Raw genomic sequence first — 19,766 nt, 5'->3', positions numbered from 1 at the left:
TGCCTGCATACCCACAACCCATTCGCACAAGGATCAGGCAGTTGACCCTTTCTCTGGCAGACCTTCCGCTCGACCCGCCGGTCTTCCTCGCACCGCTTGCGGGGATCACGGATTTGCCGTTCCGGCGGGTGGTTTCGGGTTTTGGGGCGGGTCTGGTCGTCTCGGAAATGATCGCGAGCCAGGACGTGGTCCAGGGCCGTCCCCTGGCCCGCGCCAAGGCGGAACTTGGCTTTGGCGAAGCGGCCACTTCGGTGCAGCTGGCGGGGCGTGAGGCACACTGGCTGGCAGAGGCTGCGAAATACTGCGAAGGCCAGGGCGCGAAGATCATTGATTTCAACATGGGCTGCCCCGCCAAGCGGGTGACGGCGGCGGGCGGCAACGGAGCCTGCGGCTCGGCGCTGATGCGCGAACCCGACCACGCCATTTCGCTGATTGAAGCGGTGATCAAAGCCGTCTCGGTTCCGGTGACGCTGAAAATGCGGCTCGGCTGGGATGACGAGAGCCATAACGCGGCGGAGATTGCCCGTCGTGCCGAAGTCGCCGGTGTACAGATGGTGGTGATCCATGGCCGCACCCGCTGCCAGTTTTACAAAGGTAAGGCCGATTGGGCGGCAATTGCGCGGGTGAAAGAGGCCGTCTCGCTGCCGGTGATTGCCAATGGTGACATCACCTCTCCGGCAAAGGCGGCCGAGGCGCTGCGCCTGTCGCGCGCGGATGGCGTCATGGTCGGGCGCGGCGCTCAGGGACGCCCCTGGGTGCTGGCGGAGATTGCCCATGAGCTTTTTGGCGCACCTGCCCCGCAGATCCCGACCGGCGCGGCGCTCGCGGATCTGGTGGTGACTCATTATGAGGCCATGCTGAGCTTTTATGGCACTGAGCTGGCGCTGAAAGTCGCGCGCAAGCATCTCGGCTGGTATCTCGACGCCGCCGGGGCAGATCCTGTGCTGCGCGCAAAGGCTCTGACGCTCAATGAGCCTTCTGCCGTTATTTCCACCCTGGTGTCGGCCCTGCGCGATGCGCCGCACCCTGCCCCCGAAAGATACGCTGCATGACCCTGCCCGCCCCCGGCATCATCTGGGCTTCGCTCCCGGTTCCGGCTCTGCTGATCGAGCCTGACAATACTATTCGCGAAGTAAATCCGGCGGCGGAACTGTTCATGAATATGTCGCTGCGCGCGCTGAAGGGTCAGCCGCTGCTCGACATCCTGTCAATCGATGCGCCGCTCGATGAGGGGCTGGCGCGGGTGCGCAAAAATCAATCGGCGCTTTTTATCAATGACGTCGATGTCACCTCGGGCGACCGCCCGCCCGTGCAGTGCACGCTGCATGTGGCCCCGGTCCAGGATGCGCCCGAGACCCTTCTGGTGATGATCTCGCCGCGTGAGCTGGCCGATCGCCTCGGGCGCGGCACCGGTTCGCGCTCGGCGGCAAAATCCGCGATCGGCATGGCGGAGATGCTGGCCCATGAGATCAAAAACCCGCTTGCAGGCATCTCGGGCGCGGCACAGCTTTTGTCGATGGGCCTCTCGCCCGAGGATCAGGAACTCACCGAGCTGATTGTCGAAGAGACCCGCCGCATCGTCAAACTGCTCGAGCAGGTGGAGCAGTTCGGCAATACCCGTCCGCCGGAGTTCACCCCGGTCAATCTCCATGATGTGCTCGACCGGGCACGGCGCTCGGCCATGGTGGGCTATGCCTCGCATATGACCTTCGTTGAGGACTTTGACCCTTCGCTTCCTGCGGCTCTGGTCGACCCCGATCAGCTTTTGCAGGTTTTCCTGAACCTTCTGAAAAACGCAACCGAAGCGGCCGGCCCTGGTGGCGGCACGATCCGGCTGCGCAGTTTTTACGATCATGGCCTGCGGCTGCGCCGTCCCGACGGGACATCTCGCGCGCTGCCGCTGAACATCGAGGTGATCGATGACGGCCCCGGCATCGCGCCGGATATGCTGGCCAATGTGTTTGAGCCCTTCATTTCAGGGCGAACCAATGGCACGGGGCTGGGCCTCGCGCTGGTGTCCAAAATTATCTCAGACCACGACGGCTGGATTGCGGTAGATTCGGTGCCTGGCCGCACCGTCTTTCGCATCTCGCTGCCGATGGTGCCCAAAGCTGAAAGGAAAAGCTGATGGATGGCACGGTTCTGGTCGCTGATGACGACCGCACGATCCGCACGGTTCTGACCCAGGCGCTGACGCGCGCGGGCTGCAAGGTGCATGCCACATCCTCGCTGATGACGCTGCAGCGCTGGGTGGAGGAGGGCAAAGGCGATCTGGTGATCACCGATGTCATCATGCCCGACGGCAACGGCATTGAGCAGCTGCCGCGCATCTCACAACTGCGCCCCGAGCTTCCGGTGATCGTGATCTCGGCGCAAAACACCATTATGACGGCGATTCAGGCCACCGAGGCCGATGCCTGGGATTATCTGCCCAAGCCCTTCGATCTGCCGGATCTGATGAAACGCGCCGCCAAAGCGCTGGAGACGCGGCGCAAGCCTGCTTCGCGCCCCGTTGTCACCTCGATCACCCAGCCGCCGCGCGAAGTCGTTGACGATCTGCCGCTGGTGGGCCGCACCACGGCGATGCAAAGCCTTTACCGTCTGGTGGCGCGGGTGATGAACACCGATCTGCCGGTTCTGATCACCGGCGAAAGCGGCACCGGCAAATCGCTGATCGCCAAAGCGATCCATGATTTCTCAGATCGCCGCGAGCAGCCTTTCGTGGTCGCCCAGGCCGCTGATCTGGCCACGCCTGAGGGCATCGCCTCGCTGAAAACCCGGGCGCGTTCGGGCACCCTGGTGCTCGATGAGGTGGCCGATTACGATGAGGAAACTCAGGCCAGCCTCGTGCGGATGATCGACGGCTTTGGCGAAAGCGCGCCGCGCCTGATGGCCACGAGCCAGGTCGATCTGACCCGCCGCATTGAGGATGGCCAGTTCCGCCAGGCGCTTTACTACCGTCTCGGTGGTGTCACCATTCCGGTCCCGCCGCTGCGGGAGCGGGTCGAAGACATCCTGCTGCTGGCCGAGCATTTCCTTGGCCGCGCCAGCCGTGATGGCGCGCCGCCGCGCAATCTTTCTCCGGAAGCCAAAGAGCTGATGCGCGCCTATTCCTGGCCCGGAAACGTCCGCCAGCTGGAAAACACCATCCGGCGTCTGTCGGTCACCGCTTCGGGCGACGATATCAGCCGCGCCGATGTGGAGCTGGTGCTGGGCAATCAGCCTGCCGCCGAGCCGGCCCGGGGTGGTCCGGAGGGCGAAAAGCTCTCTGCCTCAGTTGCACGGCACCTGCAGCGCTATTTTGATCTGCACGGCGGTGCCCTGCCCCCTCCCGGCGTTTATCAGCGTATTCTGCGCGAAATTGAGGCGCCGCTGCTCGAAATCGCGCTGGATGCGACCGGTGGCAACCAGGCGCGCTGCGCGGATCTCCTGGGGATCAACCGCAATACCCTTCGCAAGAAGATCACGGATCTTGATATCCGCGTGACACGCCGGCGGAAGTTGATGTAAAACAGCAACAGGGGCGTTGCGAAGCGGTCTTACCCCGCGCGTCGCCCCGAAGATGTTGAGGTTTGCGCATTAGCGCCCCCCGGATATGCCAGGTCTCGCCCGGCTGTCTGTGGCCGGGAGGAGAGGGGCACAGGTGCAGGTGACGGCACTGCCAGGGTTCTGGGACCGTGTTTACGGCCTTATGCGGTCGCGCTCCGTGCGCACCACCTTCCAGCTCGGACTGGTGGTGCTGGGGCCATTGCTGGCCGTATTGACCTTTCTGGTCCTTGGCCCTTTCGGAGAACGCTCGATCTCGCGCTGGCTCAGGGCGGTGCTGCTGGCGGATATGGTCTATATCCTGCTGCTGGCGGCCCTGGTTCTGAACACGGTTCTGCGGGTTCTGGCGGGGCGGCGGGCGCAGCAGTCCGGCTCGCGGCTGCATCTGCGGCTCTCAGGCATCTTCGCCTTTGTGGCGCTGGTGCCCACCATTCTCATCGCAATTTTTGCGGTTCTGACGATCAATATCGGCCTAGAGGGCTGGTTTTCAGACCGGGTCCGCTCGGTCATCGGGGCCTCACGCTCGGCGGCTGAAGCCTATGAGGCAGAGCAGCGCCGCGCCCTCGTCGATGACACCACATCGCTCTCCTCGCGCCTCGGCCATGCGCGCCAGACCGGGATCGTCACCAATGACGGCGATATGCGGCTCTTTCTGACCCAGGAGCAGGCCCAGCTTCAGCGCGGCCTGCGCGAGGCATTTGTGATTGACGGCACCGGCGAGATCCGCGCCCGGGGCGAGCGTTCCTATCTCTTTGATTTTGAAAAGCCCACGCCTGAGGAACTGGCCCGCGCCATCAACGGCGAGACGGTGCTGATCCAGGACTGGCCGAACAACGAATTTCGCGTGCTCATGCTGCTGCCCGATCTGCTCGACCGGCTGATCTATGTCAGCCGCACGGTTGACGGCACGCTGCTGCGGCTTTTGGACGACACCCAAGAGAGCGTGCGGCTTTACAACCAGCTTGAAGCCGAGCGCGGGCGGCAACTCTTTCAGTTTGGCCTTCTCTACATCGGTTTTGCACTCATCCTGATCCTTGCAGCGGTCTGGATGGGACTTTGGATCGCAGAGCGCCTTGCCCGCCCGGTCGGCGAACTGGCAGGGGCTGTGGCCCGCGTCGGGAAAGGGGACTTTGATGTCCGCGTCGCCCCCACTCATTCCGGCGATGAGATTGCGCTTCTGGGCCACAGCTTCAACCGCATGGCGCGGCAGCTGAAACACCAGCATGAAGCGCTCAACCGCAATCACGCCGTCACCGAGGCGCAGCGGCGGCTCTTTGATTCCGTGCTGGCCTCCGTCACTGCTGGGGTGATCGGGCTTGATGCCGAGGGCCAGGTGGTCTTCCTCAACCGATCGGCCCGCCGTCTGCTGGATCTGCAGCAGGAGGATCAGGGCGGCCCCCTGGCGCTTCTGGTGCCGGAATTTGCCACGCTTTATCAGCATGCCCGCGAGAATGAGACCACGGCTCAGGAAGAGATCCGCCTGACCCGCAAAAACCGGATGGAGAGCCTGCTGGTCCGCATCGCGCCGCGCTTTTCGGATGAGAATATCGCCGAAGGCTATGTGGTGGCCTTTGACGATGTGACCGATCTTGTGACCGCGCAGCGGATGGCGGCCTGGGGGGATGTGGCGCGCCGCATTGCCCATGAGATCAAGAACCCGCTCACCCCCATTCAACTTTCCGCTGAGCGGATCCGCCGTCGCTTTGGCCCGAAGCTGGATGAAGAAAACTACGAGGCGCTGGAAAATCTGGTCGATGTGATCGTGCGCCAGACCGGCGATCTGCGCCGCATCGTCGATGAATTCTCTAAATTCGCCCGGATGCCGGTTCCCGAAACCCGCGACGAGAACCTGGTGAAACTGGTGCGCGATGCGGTGCTTTTGCAGGATGCGGGCCAGCCCGATGTGCACTTTGAAACCCGCCTGCCCGAAGAGCCGCTGACCCTGCCGCTCGACAGCACCATGATCGGCCAGGCCCTGACCAATCTTTTGAAAAACGCAGGTGAGGCCATTGTCGCCTTCCGCGACAAGGATGCGCCGCAGTCACATACGCCGTTGATTTTGATTGAACTGACCACCGAAGGCCCCTCTGCGGTCCTGCGGATTTCCGACAATGGCAGCGGCCTTCCTGAAGACCGCTCCAGCCTTTTTGAACCCTATGTTACCACCCGCGCGAAGGGCACCGGCCTTGGCCTGCCGATCGTGCGCAAAATCATTGAAGAACATGGCGGTACGCTGATGCTGGAGGATGCGCCCCTCATCGGGGGCACCGACCGGCCCGGCGCCATGGCGGTCATCCGCCTGCCGCTCGCGGTGGCTGCGCCCCGGCGCAGCCGTCACACACAATAAGGGAGACCCGTGATGGCCGATATTCTGATCGTTGATGATGAACGCGACATTCGCGAACTGATTTCCGATATTCTGAAGGACGAAGGCTATCAGACCCGTCTTGCCGCCAATTCGGACGAATGTCTGGAGGCGATTAACAGAGCACCTCCGGCGCTGATGATCCTTGATATCTGGCTGAAAGACAGCCGGATGGACGGGATTGATATCCTTAAAACCGTGCGGCGCGACAATCCCGGGGTACCGGTGGTTATCATCTCGGGCCATGGCAATATCGAACTCGCTGTGGCGGCGATCAAACAGGGCGCTTACGACTTCATCGAAAAGCCCTTCAATATCGACCAGCTTCTGGTGGTGGTCGCCCGCGCGATGGAAACCAGCCGCCTGCGCCGCGAAAACGTCGAGCTGAAGCGCAAGGATGTCACCGCTGCGGATCTGGTGGGCCAGTCCGCCGCCTTCCGCAGCCTGAAAAGCCAGCTTGATAAGGTGACCAAATCCAACGGCCGCGTCATGCTGACCGGCCCCTCGGGGGCCGGAAAAGAGGTGGCGGCACGCTACATCCACTCAAACTCCGCCCGGGCTTCGGGGCCTTTCGTCTCGGTCTCGGCCGCGATGATTGAGCCGGAACGGATGGAGGAGGTGCTCTTTGGCCGTGAGACGCCGGGCCGCGGGGTGGAAAAGGGCCTGCTGGAACTCGCGCATGGTGGCGTGGTCTATCTCGATGAGGTGGCCGATATGCCCACCGTCACCCAAAGCAAGATCCTGCGTGTTCTGGTCGATCAGACCTTTACCCGGGTTGGCAGCGCGGACCGTGTGCGGGTCGATCTGCGGGTGATCTCCTCCACTTCGCGCGATCTGCGTCAGGAAATCGCGGCAGGCCGCTTCCGTCAGGAGCTTTATGACCGGTTGAACGTGGTGCCGGTCCATGTCCCCGGGCTGAGCGAGCGACGCGAGGATATCCCGCTTCTGGCGCAGCACTTCATCGAGACCCTGCACAAAACCCAGGGCCTGCCGCTGCGTGAGCTGTCCTCTGAGGCCGAGGCGCTTTTGCAGACCATGCCCTGGCCGGGCAATGTGCGTCAGCTGCGCAATCTGGTCGAGCGGGTGCTGATCCTTGGCGAGAGCAGCGATCCGATCACCCCGCGCGAGCTTCAGGGGGAGAGCGAAACCGGCAGCGAAGAAGGACGGCTGAGCCTTGGCGGCCAGATCGCCACCCTGCCGCTGCGCGAGGCCCGCGAAGTTTTTGAGCGGGAATATCTGCTGACCCAGATCCAGCGCTTTGGCGGAAATATCTCGCGCACCGCAAGTTTTGTGGGGATGGAGCGCTCCGCCCTGCACCGCAAGCTGAAATCGCTTGGGGTCGTCACCGGCAAGGGCGGCAAAGACGAGGAAGAGTGACCTCGCAGGCTCTGAGACATGGAAAAAGGCGGGCTGAAAGGCCCGCCTTTTTCGTAACAAACGCCGCTCCGCGGCTCCGGCGGAGGGAACTTATGTTCTGCTCAGCCCACGGAGAGCAGACCAATGGCGCGGTCCTGACTGAGCAGCCAGAGCAGGAAGCGAACGGCCTTGCCCCGTGGGCTGGACAGATCAGGATCGTCCATCAGCAGTTTGCGGGCATCGCGCTGTGCGGTTTCCATCAATCCCGCCATCCGCTCGGGATCGGCCAGGCGAAAGCGCGGCAGGCCGGATTGCGCGGTGCCGATCAGATCACCCGCCCCGCGCATGGCCAGATCTTCCTCGGAGATCTTAAAGCCATCCTCGGTATCGCGCATGATCGACAGCCGCCGCTTCCCCGTCTCCGACAGCGGCGCCTGATAGAGCAGCAGGCAGCTTGAGGCCTCGGCCCCCCGCCCGACGCGACCACGCAGCTGGTGAAGCTGTGCCAGCCCGAAAGTCTCGGCCCGCTCAATCACCATGATGGACGCGGCCGGCACGTTCACCCCCACCTCGATCACCGTGGTCGCCACCAGCACCCGGGCGCGGCCTTCGACGAAATCCGCCATGGCGGCATCTTTCTGCGCCGTGGGCATCTGGCCATGCACCAGCGTCACAACCCCCTCGCCAAGCGCGGCCCGAAGATGTTGATACCGGTCCTCAGAGGCGGTCAGATCGGTGAACTCAGATTCCTCCACCAGCGGGCAGACCCAATAGGCCTGTTTCCCCTCAGCCACCGCGCGTTTGAGATGCGCGACCACCTCTTCCAGCCGCTCATCGGCCACCAGCGAGGTGCGGATCGGCTTGCGGCCCGGCGGCTTTTCATCCAGCACGCTGACATCCATATCGCCGTATTGCGCCAGCGCCAGCGAGCGCGGGATCGGCGTGGCGGTCATCACCAGCACATCGACCGCACGCCCCTTGGCCCCCAGTTCCATCCTTTGCGCCACGCCAAAGCGGTGCTGCTCATCGATCACGGCCAGACGAAGGTCGTGGAATTCCACGTCTTTCTGAAAGACCGCATGGGTGCCGACAAGAATGCCGATCTCACCTGCAGCAAGGGCCGCAAGCCGCGCCGTGCGCTCGGCGCCCTTGTCACGCCCGGTCAGCACCTCAAGGCGCAGTCCCGCCAGATCCGCGAGCGGCTTTAAGCCCTCATAATGCTGCCGCGCAAGGATCTCGGTCGGGGCCATCAGCACACCCTGTCCGCCCGCCTCAACCGCCGCCAGAAGCGCCAGAAAGGCAACGAGGGTTTTGCCTGAGCCCACATCTCCCTGCAAAAGCCGGTTCATCCGCACCGGGGCTGCAAGATCCGCGCGGATCTCTGCGACAGCGCGGCTCTGCGCCCCCGTTGGCGCATAGGGCAGTCCCCCGAGCACCTTCTCCGCCAGCCGCCCGTGACCTTTCGTCGAAATCCCCGGCTTTTTGCGGGCCTTTTGCCGCGCCAGAGCCAGCGTCAGCTGATGGGCGAACAATTCATCATAGGCCAGCCTGCGCCGCGCGGGCGCATCCGGTGACACATCCTCTGCCCCCTGTGGGTGGTGCTGCGCCTCAAGCGCCGCGCGCCAGGAGGGCCAGCCCTCGCGGGCCATCAGCGGACCATCGGCCCATTCGGCTGCCTCCGGGGCGCGGCTCAGCGCATCAAGCGCCGCCTTGCGGATCTGCTTCTGGCTCAACCCCGCCGTGGCGGGATAGACCGGCTCAAACTCGGGCAGATCATGGGGGGCGGCGGGGTCCAGGACATGGTCAGGATGGACCATCTGGGCCACCCCGTCGAAAAGCTCCACCTTGCCCGACACTAGCCTGCGCTCGCCCGGAGGGAACTGTTTCAGCGCGTAATCCGCACGCGGCCCAAAAAAAACCAGCGGAAACTCCACCGCCGCATCGCGCACCATAACCCGCGCCGGCCCGCCTTTGCGCCGGGCCGGGAAGTGGGCGATGATCTCCACCTCAACCGTGGCCACCGCGGGCGGCACCAGATCGGCAATCGTGGCGCGGCGGCGGCGGTCGATCACCGAATGGGGCAGCAGATACAGAAGATCCCGCGGCAGGGTGACGGAAAGCGCATCGAAAAGCTTTGCCGTCTTCTCTCCCACCCCCGCCAGCGAGGTGAGATCGGCAAAGAGCGGAAAGAGCGCCTCCGGACGGCTCATCCGCCGATCATCTCCAGCCAGCTGTCTTCATCAAGCACGGTGACGCCAAGCTCCGCCGCTTTGGTGGCTTTGGACCCTGCCCCCGGCCCTGCGACCAGATAGTCGGTCTTCGCCGAGACCGAACCCGCCACCTTCGCGCCCAGGCTTTCGGCCCGCGCTTTGGCTTCGGCCCGGGTCATGCGTTCCAGCGTGCCGGTGAAAACCACGGTTTTTCCTGCGACGGGGCTGTGGCTGGCGCGTTCCTCCGGCGGCTCAATCGTCAGATGCGAGAGCAGCCGCTCAATCGAGGCGCGCTCTTCGGGCTGCGAGAGCGTGGTGACCAGCGAGGTGGCGAGCACCGCGCCGATCCCCTCAATGGCCATCAGATGCTCCCAGGCCTGACGGGCCTCCGGCGCGATTGCGGGCTCAGCCGCCCAGACCTTATCACGCACCGCCTTCACCGTGGCGCGGCGGCCTGACCCTTGGGCCTCGGCGCGCTCATGGGCCTCTGCCTCATCGGCCAACAGATGACGCTCGGCTGCCGGGCGGGCGGTGTCGACCGTCTCGGCCAGCGCGTCCCAGGTGCGGAAATGCCGGGCCAGATCGTTTGAGGCCACCTCCCCCAGATGCCGGATGCCAAGCGCAAAGAGGAAGCGCCCGAAGCCGATGGTTTTGCGTGCGCGGATCGCCGCAAAAAGCGCCTCAGAGCTTTTCTCACCAAAGCCGTCGCGGTTCTTCAGCCGCGTCAGCCCCTGGCCGTCCCGCGCCTCCAGCGTGAAAATATCGGCAGGCTCGCGGATTGAGAGTGTGGCATCCCCAAAGAACATCTCGATCTGTCTGGTGCCCAGACCCTCAATGTCAAAGGCCGCGCGGGAGACGAAATGCTTCAGCTTCTCCACCGCCTGGGCCGGACAGATCAGCCCGCCCGAGCAGCGGCGCACCGAATCCCCCGGCTCGCGGATCGCAGGGCTGCCGCATTGCGGGCAGGTCTCGGGGAAGACATAGGGCACGCTCTCCGCCGGGCGCTGCGCCAGATCCACATCGGCGATCTTCGGGATCACATCCCCCGCGCGGTAGATCTGCACGAGATCGCCCGGGCGGATGTCGCGGCCCTCACGGATCGGCGCCCCGCGGCTGTCGATTCCGGCGATGTAATCTTCATTGTGAAGCGTGGCATTGGAAACCACCACACCGCCCACCGTTACCGGCGTCAGCCGCGCCACCGGCGACAGCGCCCCGGTGCGGCCCACCTGAATGTCGATCCCCTCAAGCCGCGTCCAGGCCAATTCGGCGGGAAATTTATGCGCAATCGCCCAGCGGGGCGTTGTGGCGCGAAAGCCCAACCGCGCCTGCAGGCTCAGGTCATTGACCTTATAGACCACCCCGTCGATGTCATAGCCAAGCCCGGCCCGCTCAGTGCCGATGCGGCGGTAGTGATCGAGCATCTCTGCCGCCGAATGGCAAAGCCGCGTCAGCGGATTGGTCTGAAAGCCCAGTTCGGCCAGGCGGGCGATCGCCCCATATTGCGTATCGGAAAGCGGCTGCGACAGCGCCCCCCAGGCATAAGCAAAGAAACGCAAAGGCCGCGCAGCAGTGATCTTTGCATCAAGCTGACGCAGGCTTCCCGCTGCGGCGTTGCGCGGATTTGCAAAGGTTTTATCGCCCTTTGCCGCCTGGGCTTCATTCAGCGCAAGAAAGTCGGCGTGGCTCATATAGACCTCACCGCGCACTTCCAGCACATCGGGTGCGCCGCTCAGGCTCTGCGGAATATCCGCGATCTGACGCGCATTGGCGCTGACATTCTCACCGGTCTCTCCATCGCCCCGGGTTGCCGCATAAACCAGCTGCCCCCCCTCATAGCGCAGCGAGAGGCTGAGCCCGTCAATCTTCGGTTCTGCGGTGAACGACAGCCCGCCCGAGAGGCCAAGGAAGCGCGACACGCGCTCACTGAAGTCCTGAACATCGCCATCCTCAAAGGCGTTCTCCAGGCTCAGCATCGCAACTTCGTGGCGGATCTTGCCAAAGCCCTCTGCCAGCGGTCCGCCCACCTTCGCAGTGGGGCTCTCCGCGGACGCGAGGTCCGGAAAGGCCGCCTCCAGCTCCCGCAGGCGGCGTTTCAGCCCGTCATATTCCGCGTCCGTCATCTCCGGCGCATCATCGCGGTGATAGGCGACATCGGCCGCAGTGAGGCGCGCGGCCAGATCCTGCCACTCCGTCCTTGCGTCATCAGGGCCTTTCGGCAGGGTATCGGACATGTCACGCTCCGCAGTCACTTTGCACCAGTTTTAGGCCCGGCGCGCGTGAAAGAAAAGCACCACAGGCCCCCTCCCCCTGCCACCTCAGGAGACCAGGCTGCAGCGGCAGAGACCTGCGGCATTTTGCCATGGCCGCCCTCTCAGCGATCCGCTAAGACTGCATAAAAATTATGCAACTCAGATCGGGAGGCAGGGCATGCAGGAATGGCTGGTGCTGATTGGCGCAGGATTTGCGGCGGGTGTTCTCAACGCCGTCGCCGGAGGCGGGACCTTCCTCAGCTTTCCCGCCCTCGTCTGGGCCGGGGTCCCGCCGATCACCGCCAATGCCACCGCCACCCTCGCGGCCCTTCCGGGCTATCTGAGCAGCTCCTGGGGATTTCGCCACGACCTGCAATCCGGCGGCGCCCTGCCGCTCCGGCACCTCCTCATTCTCTCAGCCCTCGGCGGCGTGATCGGCGCGATCCTGCTGGTCATTACCCCGGCCAGTGTCTTCACCGGCATCGTTCCCTGGCTCTTGCTGGCAGCGACGCTGCTCTTTGCCTTCGGGCCGCAACTGATGGAGAGGCTGCGCCGGGCCGGTGCCGCTGAGGCGGGCTGGCTCACCTCCGCGCTCCTGCTGCTCGCGGTGGCGATCTACGGCGGCTATTTCAACGGCGGGCTGGGGATTGTGCTGCTCGCGGCCTTCACCCTCTTGGGCTTTCGCAATCTCCATGCCATGAACGGACTGAAAAGCGTGGTCTCCTCGGTGCTCTCCGTGGTCTCAACCGCAACCTTCATCCTGGCGGGGATCATCGACTGGCAGGCCGCGCTGCCCCTGGCTCTGGCCTCCGCGCTCGGCGGCTATCTCGGTGCACGCCTCAGCCGCCGCATCACAAACACCACCCTGCTGCGGGGCTTTGTGACCCTTGTAGGCGCGGTGATGACGGTGATCTTCTTCCTCAGACAGACGAATTTCGGCGCCTGAGCGCGCGCCCGTGCCGTCCCAAAAGTCAGAACCTCCCCGGCCTTCTGTGGCCCATTCGCGACACTTCGGCACGCCGGACAGTTCTGCAGCAGGCGCGGGGTGTCGAAGACTTGAAGAAAATGCAGATCCTTCTTAGATGCCCCGCACGGCCCGTATCAACCGGGTGTTTTGCAGAGATGAACGCATCATGAGCAGCAATCAGAGCCAATCGGGCAGCCGCCAGCCCGCCGCCCCCGCCCCGCAGCAACAGGGCTCGCAGACCGGCTCCGGCCAGCAGCAGCAGGGAAGCACCCGCTTCACCGACTGGGCCTCGATCTGAACGACTGACGCGCGCCGCTTCCGGCGCGCTTCGCATTTCAGGCCAAAGCTGCGCCCTCTTGCATGCCCCCTCAGCCAGCGGCACTCTGCGCCCATGAGCGGCACAGCGATCTCTTCGATTAAAAACCTCGGTCCCGCCTCTGAAGCGGCCTTTCTTCGCGCGGGCGTCCCCGACGCCGAAACTCTGCGGGAGATCGGCGCCGATGAGGGCTACCGGCGCCTGTTACAATCCGGACAGCGTCCGCATTTCATCAGCTATTACGTGCTTCACATGGCTCTCCAGGGCCGCCCCTGGAATGACTGCCGGGGCGCAGAGAAAGCGGCCCTGCGTCGCGCCTTCGACGCCCTCGTCGCCACCACAAAAGATCCCTCCGCCGAAGGCCTGCCCCGCGCGCTGGCCATGGCGCTCGACTTCTACGGCATCCGCGCCTGAGGAGCCGCGACAGCATCCCGCCCGCCCCGGCACAAACGCTTAACCGCCCATCCCCTGCTTTGGCTTTTCCAAATACTCCCGGGGGTGCGGGGGCAGGCAGCCCCCGCGAGGCTGCCCCAAAAAACCACCCCAAAGATCAGTCCATCCCCAAAGCCACACCAGAGCCCGGGCAGAGGCATCCGCCCCACCCGGCGGCCACACATAAGAAAAAGGCCGCCTCTCTAAGGCGGCCTTTCCCGATACTCAGCTCAAAGGCGGCAATCAGCCAACCAGTTCGAGGCCCGAGAAGAAGAAAGCAATTTCGCGCGCTGCAGCAGCTTCGGAATCCGAGCCGTGAACCGAGTTTTCGCCAACCGAGAGCGCGAACTCTTTACGGATGGTGCCCTCATCGGCGTTCGCCGGGTTGGTTGCGCCCATGACTTCACGGTTTTTCAGGATGGCGCCTTCGCCTTCCAGAACCTGAACGACGACCGGCTCAGAGACCATGAATTCGGTCAGTTCGCCGAAGAAGGGACGCTCTTTGTGCTCAGCGTAGAACTGACCGGCTTGTGCCAGGGTCAGCTGGATGCGCTTCTGAGCGACGATGCGCAGACCGGCTTCTTCGAATTTCGCGTTGATCTTGCCGGTCAGGTTGCGCTTGGTTGCGTCCGGCTTGATGATCGACAGGGTGCGTTCGATGGCCATGATGCCCTCTGAAATATCTGGAGAGAACCGCGCCCCATGCGCAGCTCCTTGCGCGGCCCTGCTAGCATGGCAAAGCCCGCTTGGAAAGAGAATGCCGCGCGAAATGCGAAGGCGGCCTCACAGAAACCGGGCCTGCGCACTGCATCAAACCCGAAGGCCCGCAAAGGCCCGGACGAACAAAAGGGCAGACAGATAAAAAAAGACCCGCCAGAGGCGGGTCGCTTAAAAAGTTCAATCTCAAAGTCCCTTACGGGCAGCGGCACTATGGGAAATTCACCGGCAAAAGCGCCCCCACCAGATGGGGGAGGCCCTCAGAAAACATGCTGCTTTGCCCGCGACAGCGAAAATCCGTGGCCTGCACTGTTGCGGCAGGTCATGCCACTGCGCTCAGAGGTGCACCAGACGCCGCCCAGATTGATGCTCTCGCCATAGTTCAGCACCCGCGCCCGGCGGTTGACGATGGTATCGCCGTGACAGGCCACCTCACCGCGCCCGCGGGCATCCACATAGAAGGCCTGCCCGTAATCGAGATCGCAGTCTTTGGGGCGCCTGCGATGGGTGAGAGTGCCCTCAATGATGTCGCAGCGGACATTCTGCGGCTCTTCATATTCCTGCATCACGCAGTGAATATTGCCCGAAGGCGCCTGAAAATTATGCTCACCGCTGCCGGCAAAGAGGGGCCCTGCCAGAAAGCCAAGGGTGATCGGGACCAGAGAAGCCGAAAGAAAACGCATGATCTGTGCCTGTCAAAAGGAATGCCTCAGAGAAGGTCTGCGAGATCCCATTGACAAGCCCCCCTCAGAGGGGCAGGCCATGAGCATGTTGCGCATTGATGACCTCACCTATTCCGTCGAAGGCCGCCCGCTCTTTGAAGGGGCCTCCGCCACCATTCCCACCGGCCATAAGGTCGGCCTTGTCGGCCGCAATGGTGCGGGCAAAACCACGCTCTTCCGGCTGATCCGGGGCGAGCTTGCGCTGGAAAGCGGCGCGATCAGCATCCCGGCCCGCGCCCGCATCGGCGGTGTGGCTCAGGAAGTCCCCTCAAGCTCGACCTCGCTGATCGACACGGTTCTGGCCGCCGATACCGAGCGTGCAGAGCTGATGGCCGAGGCTGAAACGGCGACCGATCCGGCGCGGATCGGTGAAATCCAGACCCGTCTGGCCGATATTGACGCCTGGTCGGCAGAAGGACGGGCCTCGGCCATTCTGCGGGGCCTCGGTTTTGACAATGACGCCCAGAAGCGGCCCTGCTCGGATTTCTCGGGCGGCTGGCGGATGCGGGTGGCGCTGGCGGGTGTGCTTTTTGCCCAGCCCGATTACCTGCTGCTCGACGAGCCGACCAACTACCTCGACCTCGAAGGTGCGCTCTGGCTGGAAAGCTATCTGCAGAAATACCCCCATACCGTGCTGATCATCAGCCACGACCGCGGCCTTCTGAACCGCGCGGTCACCGGGATCCTGCATCTCGACAGCAAAAAGCTGACCTATTGGCAGGGCAACTACGACCAGTTCGCCCGCCAGCGGGCCGAACGCATCGCCGTTCTGACCGCAGAGGCGCGCAAACAGGATGTGCGCCGGGCGCATCTGCAAAGCTTCGTCGACCGCTTCCGCGCCAAGGCCACCAAGGCCGCTCAGGCGCAAAGCCGTCTGAAGATGCTGGAAAAGATGACGCCGATCACGCCTCCTGAAGAGGCGAAAAAGCAGGTCTTCACCTTCCCTGAGCCGGAAGAACTCTCGCCGCCGATCCTCAACCTTGAGGGTGTCTCCGTCGGTTATGACGGCAGGGCGATCCTGAAGGGTCTGAGCCTGCGGATCGATCAGGATGACCGCATCGCGCTGCTGGGACGCAACGGCGAGGGGAAATCCACCCTCTCGAAACTGCTCGCCGGAAAACTTCCCGCGATGTCGGGCAACCTCACCCGCAGTTCAAAACTGCGGATCGGCTATTTTGCCCAGCATCAGGTGGATGAGCTTTATCTTGATGAGACGCCGCTTCAGCATATTCAGCGCCAGCGTCCTGAAGAGCATCAGTCGAAACTCCGTGCCCGTCTTGCAGGTTTCGGCCTGACCGCCGATCAGGCAGACACAGAGGTGAAGCGCCTCTCCGGCGGACAGAAAGCGCGGCTCTCACTGGTGCTGGCAACGCTCGATGCGCCGCATCTGCTGATCCTCGACGAGCCGACCAACCACCTTGATATCGAAAGCCGCGAGGCGCTTGTTGAGGCGCTGACCGCCTATACCGGTGCGGTGATCCTTGTCAGCCACGATATGCACCTGCTGGGTCTGGTCGCAGACCGGCTGTGGCTGGTGAAAGGCGGCAGCGTTACGCCCTATGGCAAAGACCTTGACGCCTACCGCGCCGAGCTTCTGGACCGCGAGAGCAGCCCTGCCCCGGCCCGGCCGGAAAAAGCAGCCCCCGCCCGGGTGAAGCCGTCACGCGAAGTCATTCTCGCCCTGCGTGCGGATCTGCGTAAAGCCGAAGAGCGGGTCGCGAAGCTTGAGGAGATGCGTACAAAAGTGGCTGACAAACTCGCCGATCCAGGCCTTTATGAAGAGGCCGGCATCCATGAGCTGGAAGGCTGGAACCGCAAATTCGCGGAAATCGAAGAAGCCATGATCCGCGCTGAGGGCCTTTGGCTGGAAGCCCAGGAGAAGCTCGACGAGGCCGAGAGCTGAGCGGGCCGCTGTAACAGGAACGACCGTCGGAGGACCCGTGATCGACGCCACCTTTCTTCTGACGGTTTTTACAACGCTGATTGTGATCCTTGATCCGATCGCGCTGGCGCCGCTCTTTATCCCGCTGACGGCGGGAATGAGTTCTGCGCGGCGCCGTCAGGTCGCCATCCGGGCCTGCCTGACGGCGGCAGGGATCCTGACGGTTTTCGCGCTGATCGGCGACGGGCTGTTGCGACTGACCGGCATTTCGCTGCCCGCCTTTCGGGTGGCCGGCGGCGTCCTTTTGTTCCTCACCGCCCTCGACATGCTTTTTGAGCGCCGGACCCAGAGGCGTGAGAACAAGGTCGATGAAAAGACCCATGAGGCCGATCATTCCGATCACGACGACCCTTCGGTCTTTCCCCTGGGGATCCCGCTGATCGCAGGCCCCGGGGCGATTGCCTCGATGATCCTTCTGATCTCGCAGGGCGGCGGCGACTGGGCCGCCTTCCTGGTGGTCGAAGGGGTCATGCTTGGGGTGATGTTTCTGTGCTTCCTCAGCCTCCTCGCTGCCGGTGCGGTTGAGCGGTTGCTGGGCCGCACCGGGACCCTGGTGGTGACCCGGCTTCTGGGGATGCTGCTGGCTGCGCTGGCCATTCAGTTCATCATTGATGGCATCAAAGGCTCGGGCCTTCTGGACTGAACCGGCGCAAGGGGGCCCTGCCCCCTGACCCCCGGAGTATTTTTGAAAACCCAAAGTCAAACACGCCGGGCCGCGCGGCCGCACTTGCCCTGAGAGGCCCGGGCCGCTAAGGGGGCGCTATCTGCAGCTTTACCCCCGAGAGGCCCGCGATGATCCCGCGTTATTCCCGCCCCGATATGGTTGCCATCTGGTCGCCCGAGACCAAATTCCGCATCTGGTACGAAATCGAAGCGCACGCCTGTGACGCCCAGGCCGAGCTGGGGGTGATCCCGAAAGAGAACGCTGAAGCCGTCTGGAAAGCGAAAGACGTCCAGTTTGATGTTGCGCGTATCGATGAAATCGAAGCTGTGACGAAACATGATGTCATCGCCTTTCTGACGCATCTGGCTGAACATGTGGGCTCCGATCAGGCGCGTTTCGTCCACCAGGGCATGACCTCATCGGACGTTCTTGATACCACGCTGAACATCCAGCTGGTGCGGGCTGCAGATCTTCTGCTTGCAGGCATGGACCGCGTTCTGACCGCGCTGAAAACCCGCGCCTTTGAGCATAAAGACACCGTCCGCATCGGTCGCAGCCACGGCATTCATGCCGAGCCGACCACCATGGGGCTGACCTTCGCGCGTTTCTATGCCGAGATGGCCCGCGGCCGCAGCCGCCTTGTTGCAGCACGCGAAGAGATCCGCACCGGCGCGATTTCAGGCGCGGTCGGCACTTTCGCCAATATTGACCCCTATGTTGAAGACTATGTCTGCAAGCAGCTGGGCCTTGAGCCTGAGCCGGTCTCGACCCAGGTGATCCCGCGTGACCGCCACGCGATGTTCTTCGCAACGCTCGGCGTCATCGCCTCGTCGATTGAAAATATCGCCATCGAAATCCGCCACATGCAGCGCACCGAAGTCCTCGAAGCCGAAGAGTTTTTCTCACCCGGCCAGAAAGGCTCTTCGGCCATGCCGCATAAGCGCAACCCGGTACTGACTGAAAACCTGACCGGCCTTGCGCGCCTCGTCCGTATGTCGGTCATTCCGGCGATGGAAAACGTCGCTCTCTGGCATGAGCGTGACATCTCGCACTCCTCGGTAGAGCGCGCAATCGGCCCCGACACCACCATCACCCTCGACTTCGCTCTGCACCGTCTTGCCGGCGTCGTGGAAAAGTTGGTGATCTACCCGGACAACATGCTGAAGAACATGAACAAGTTCAAAGGTCTTGTCATGTCGCAGCGCGTGCTCCTGGCCCTCACTCAGGCGGGCGTATCGCGCGAAGACAGCTACCGTCTGGTGCAGCGCAACGCGATGAAAGTCTGGGAACAGGGCGCTGACTTCAAGACGGAGCTGCTTGCAGACCCGGAGGTCACCGCAGCCCTCAGCCCGGCCGAAATCGAAGAAAAATTCGACCTCGGCTATCACACCAAACATGTCGACACGATCTTCCGCCGCGTCTTTGGCGCCTGATCAAAGAAAGGCCGCGCTCACCGCGCGGCCTTTTTCTCAACTTTGGCTTTTCTTAAATACTCATCTTCCCACCGCGACGGCGTGAAAAAGGTCCGCCGTAAAGGCTTATTCTTCCTCTGCCGCCAGACGCTCTTCCCAGCGTCCGCGATACCCGGTGGCCACCACGAATTTCTCCGAGCTGTCCGACCGGCTTGACGGCGGCTTCATGTGCTGCACCTTCTCGAAGTTGCGCTTCAGCGTCGCCTGAAGATCACCCTCTGCCCCGCCGGCAAGCACTTTGGCCACGAATGTTCCGCCGAGTTCCAGCACATCAAAGGCAAACTCTGCCGCGTGCTCACAAAGCGTGATGATGCGAAGGTGGTCGACCTGACGGTTGCCCGAGGCCGATGCCGCCATGTCCGACATCACCACATCGGCCTTGCCGCCAAGCCAGGTTTTGACCTGCTCATCAGCGCCGTCTTCAAGAAAATCAAGCTGATAGACCTGCGCCCCCGGGATCGGCTTCACTTCCTGAAGGTCCACCCCGAGAATCGTCCCCATCAGCTTGTGTTTCTGCTCGCCCAGCGAATTGACCCGCTGAACGGCGACCTGGCACCAGCCCCCCGGCGCACAGCCAAGGTCCACCACCCGCGCTCCCGGCTTCAGGAAGCCGAATTTATCGTCCAGTTCCATGATCTTATAGGCCGCGCGACCGCGATAGCCGTCACGCTTGGCGCGGATGACATAAGGGTCGTTCAACTGCCGCTCCAGCCAGAGCGTCGAGGAGAGCTTGCGTCCCTTTGCGGTTTTCACCCGAACCCGCAGATCGCGCTGGCCGCGCCCGGAGGATTTCTTCTCAGTCATC

The 19,766-nt window shown here is 63.3% G+C and carries 16 protein-coding genes; 11 read left to right on the top strand and 5 right to left on the bottom strand.

From position 1 onward, the window contains the following. Window positions 1-41 precede the first annotated feature (41 nt). The 5 genes from dusB (at window position 42) to ntrX (ending at window position 7,288) form a co-directional block, all read left to right on the top strand. Window positions 42-1,052, top strand: a complete 1,011-nt coding sequence (gene dusB / locus EP867_RS05940) for a tRNA dihydrouridine synthase DusB (RefSeq protein WP_241656830.1) — start codon at window positions 42-44, stop codon at window positions 1,050-1,052. Further along, window positions 1,049-2,128 carry a two-component system sensor histidine kinase NtrB gene (locus EP867_RS05935; RefSeq protein WP_128487282.1) on the top strand — a complete coding sequence of 360 codons (1,080 nt, stop codon included), beginning with the start codon at window positions 1,049-1,051 and terminating at the stop codon, window positions 2,126-2,128. The genes dusB and EP867_RS05935 overlap by 4 nt, the downstream gene beginning before the upstream one ends. After that, window positions 2,128-3,510, top strand: coding sequence for a response regulator (locus EP867_RS05930; RefSeq protein WP_128487281.1), 1,383 nt, complete (start codon window positions 2,128-2,130; stop codon window positions 3,508-3,510). Before EP867_RS05935 ends, EP867_RS05930 begins: the two co-directional genes overlap by 1 nt. A 181-nt stretch (window positions 3,511-3,691) precedes the next feature. Continuing rightward, window positions 3,692-5,893, top strand: a complete 2,202-nt coding sequence (locus EP867_RS05925; RefSeq protein WP_128487356.1) for a sensor histidine kinase NtrY-like — start codon at window positions 3,692-3,694, stop codon at window positions 5,891-5,893. Window positions 5,894-5,905: 12 nt separating this feature from the next. Continuing rightward, window positions 5,906-7,288: a nitrogen assimilation response regulator NtrX gene (gene ntrX, locus EP867_RS05920; RefSeq protein ID WP_128487280.1), complete on the top strand. Its 1,383-nt coding sequence runs from the start codon at window positions 5,906-5,908 to the stop codon at window positions 7,286-7,288. 101 nt (window positions 7,289-7,389) lie between these two features. Here the strand turns inward: ntrX and recG are convergent, their stop codons facing one another. Together recG and ligA are read right to left on the bottom strand one after the other, a co-directional pair. Continuing rightward, on the bottom strand, window positions 7,390-9,477 hold the full coding sequence (gene recG, locus EP867_RS05915) for an ATP-dependent DNA helicase RecG (protein WP_128487279.1): 2,088 nt from the start codon (window positions 9,475-9,477) through the stop codon (window positions 7,390-7,392). Continuing rightward, a complete protein-coding gene (gene ligA / locus EP867_RS05910; protein WP_128487278.1) occupies window positions 9,474-11,711 on the bottom strand; it encodes an NAD-dependent DNA ligase LigA in 2,238 nt (745 codons plus the stop codon). The genes recG and ligA overlap by 4 nt, the downstream gene beginning before the upstream one ends. A 196-nt stretch (window positions 11,712-11,907) precedes the next feature. Between ligA and EP867_RS05905 the strand changes: the two genes are divergently transcribed. The 3 genes from EP867_RS05905 to EP867_RS05900 all read left to right on the top strand — a co-directional run bounded on the left by EP867_RS05905 (window position 11,908) and on the right by EP867_RS05900 (window position 13,426). Then, window positions 11,908-12,675: a sulfite exporter TauE/SafE family protein gene (locus EP867_RS05905; protein ID WP_128487277.1), complete on the top strand. Its 768-nt coding sequence runs from the start codon at window positions 11,908-11,910 to the stop codon at window positions 12,673-12,675. A 187-nt stretch (window positions 12,676-12,862) separates the two neighbouring features. Next, on the top strand, window positions 12,863-12,994 hold the full coding sequence (locus EP867_RS20430) for a hypothetical protein (RefSeq protein ID WP_277749355.1): 132 nt from the start codon (window positions 12,863-12,865) through the stop codon (window positions 12,992-12,994). A 93-nt stretch (window positions 12,995-13,087) separates the two neighbouring features. After that, entirely contained in the window at window positions 13,088-13,426 is a 339-nt protein-coding gene (locus EP867_RS05900; RefSeq protein WP_128487276.1) for a TfoX/Sxy family protein, read from the top strand. Window positions 13,427-13,687: 261 nt separating this feature from the next. Here the strand turns inward: EP867_RS05900 and ndk are convergent, their stop codons facing one another. Both ndk and EP867_RS05890 read right to left on the bottom strand, forming a co-directional pair. Further along, window positions 13,688-14,110 (bottom strand): nucleoside-diphosphate kinase, encoded by a 423-nt coding sequence (ndk, locus tag EP867_RS05895; protein ID WP_128487275.1) that lies wholly within the window; start codon window positions 14,108-14,110, stop codon window positions 13,688-13,690. Window positions 14,111-14,421: 311 nt separating this feature from the next. After that, window positions 14,422-14,844, bottom strand: coding sequence for a DUF6636 domain-containing protein (locus EP867_RS05890; RefSeq protein ID WP_128487274.1), 423 nt, complete (start codon window positions 14,842-14,844; stop codon window positions 14,422-14,424). A gap of 85 nt (window positions 14,845-14,929) precedes the next feature. On the opposite strand from EP867_RS05890, the gene EP867_RS05885 reads away from it, so the two are divergent. The 3 genes from EP867_RS05885 (at window position 14,930) to purB (ending at window position 18,922) form a co-directional block, all read left to right on the top strand. Next, window positions 14,930-16,786 (top strand): ABC-F family ATP-binding cassette domain-containing protein, encoded by a 1,857-nt coding sequence (locus EP867_RS05885; RefSeq protein ID WP_128487355.1) that lies wholly within the window; start codon window positions 14,930-14,932, stop codon window positions 16,784-16,786. Window positions 16,787-16,823: 37 nt separating this feature from the next. Further along, window positions 16,824-17,468, top strand: coding sequence for a MarC family protein (locus tag EP867_RS05880; protein WP_128487273.1), 645 nt, complete (start codon window positions 16,824-16,826; stop codon window positions 17,466-17,468). A 149-nt stretch (window positions 17,469-17,617) separates the two neighbouring features. Beyond that, on the top strand, window positions 17,618-18,922 hold the full coding sequence (gene purB / locus EP867_RS05875) for an adenylosuccinate lyase (protein WP_128487272.1): 1,305 nt from the start codon (window positions 17,618-17,620) through the stop codon (window positions 18,920-18,922). A gap of 105 nt (window positions 18,923-19,027) precedes the next feature. On the opposite strand, the gene EP867_RS05870 is transcribed toward purB, so the two are convergent. Then, window positions 19,028-19,765: an RlmE family RNA methyltransferase gene (locus EP867_RS05870; protein WP_128487271.1), complete on the bottom strand. Its 738-nt coding sequence runs from the start codon at window positions 19,763-19,765 to the stop codon at window positions 19,028-19,030. Window position 19,766 lies beyond the last annotated feature (1 nt).

The sequence above is a fragment of the Falsigemmobacter intermedius genome (assembly GCF_004054105.1).
GTDB lineage: Bacteria > Pseudomonadota > Alphaproteobacteria > Rhodobacterales > Rhodobacteraceae > Wagnerdoeblera > Wagnerdoeblera intermedia.
Note: the sequence above shows the minus strand (reverse complement) of the source record. Positions and strands in the feature narration are given on the sequence as shown.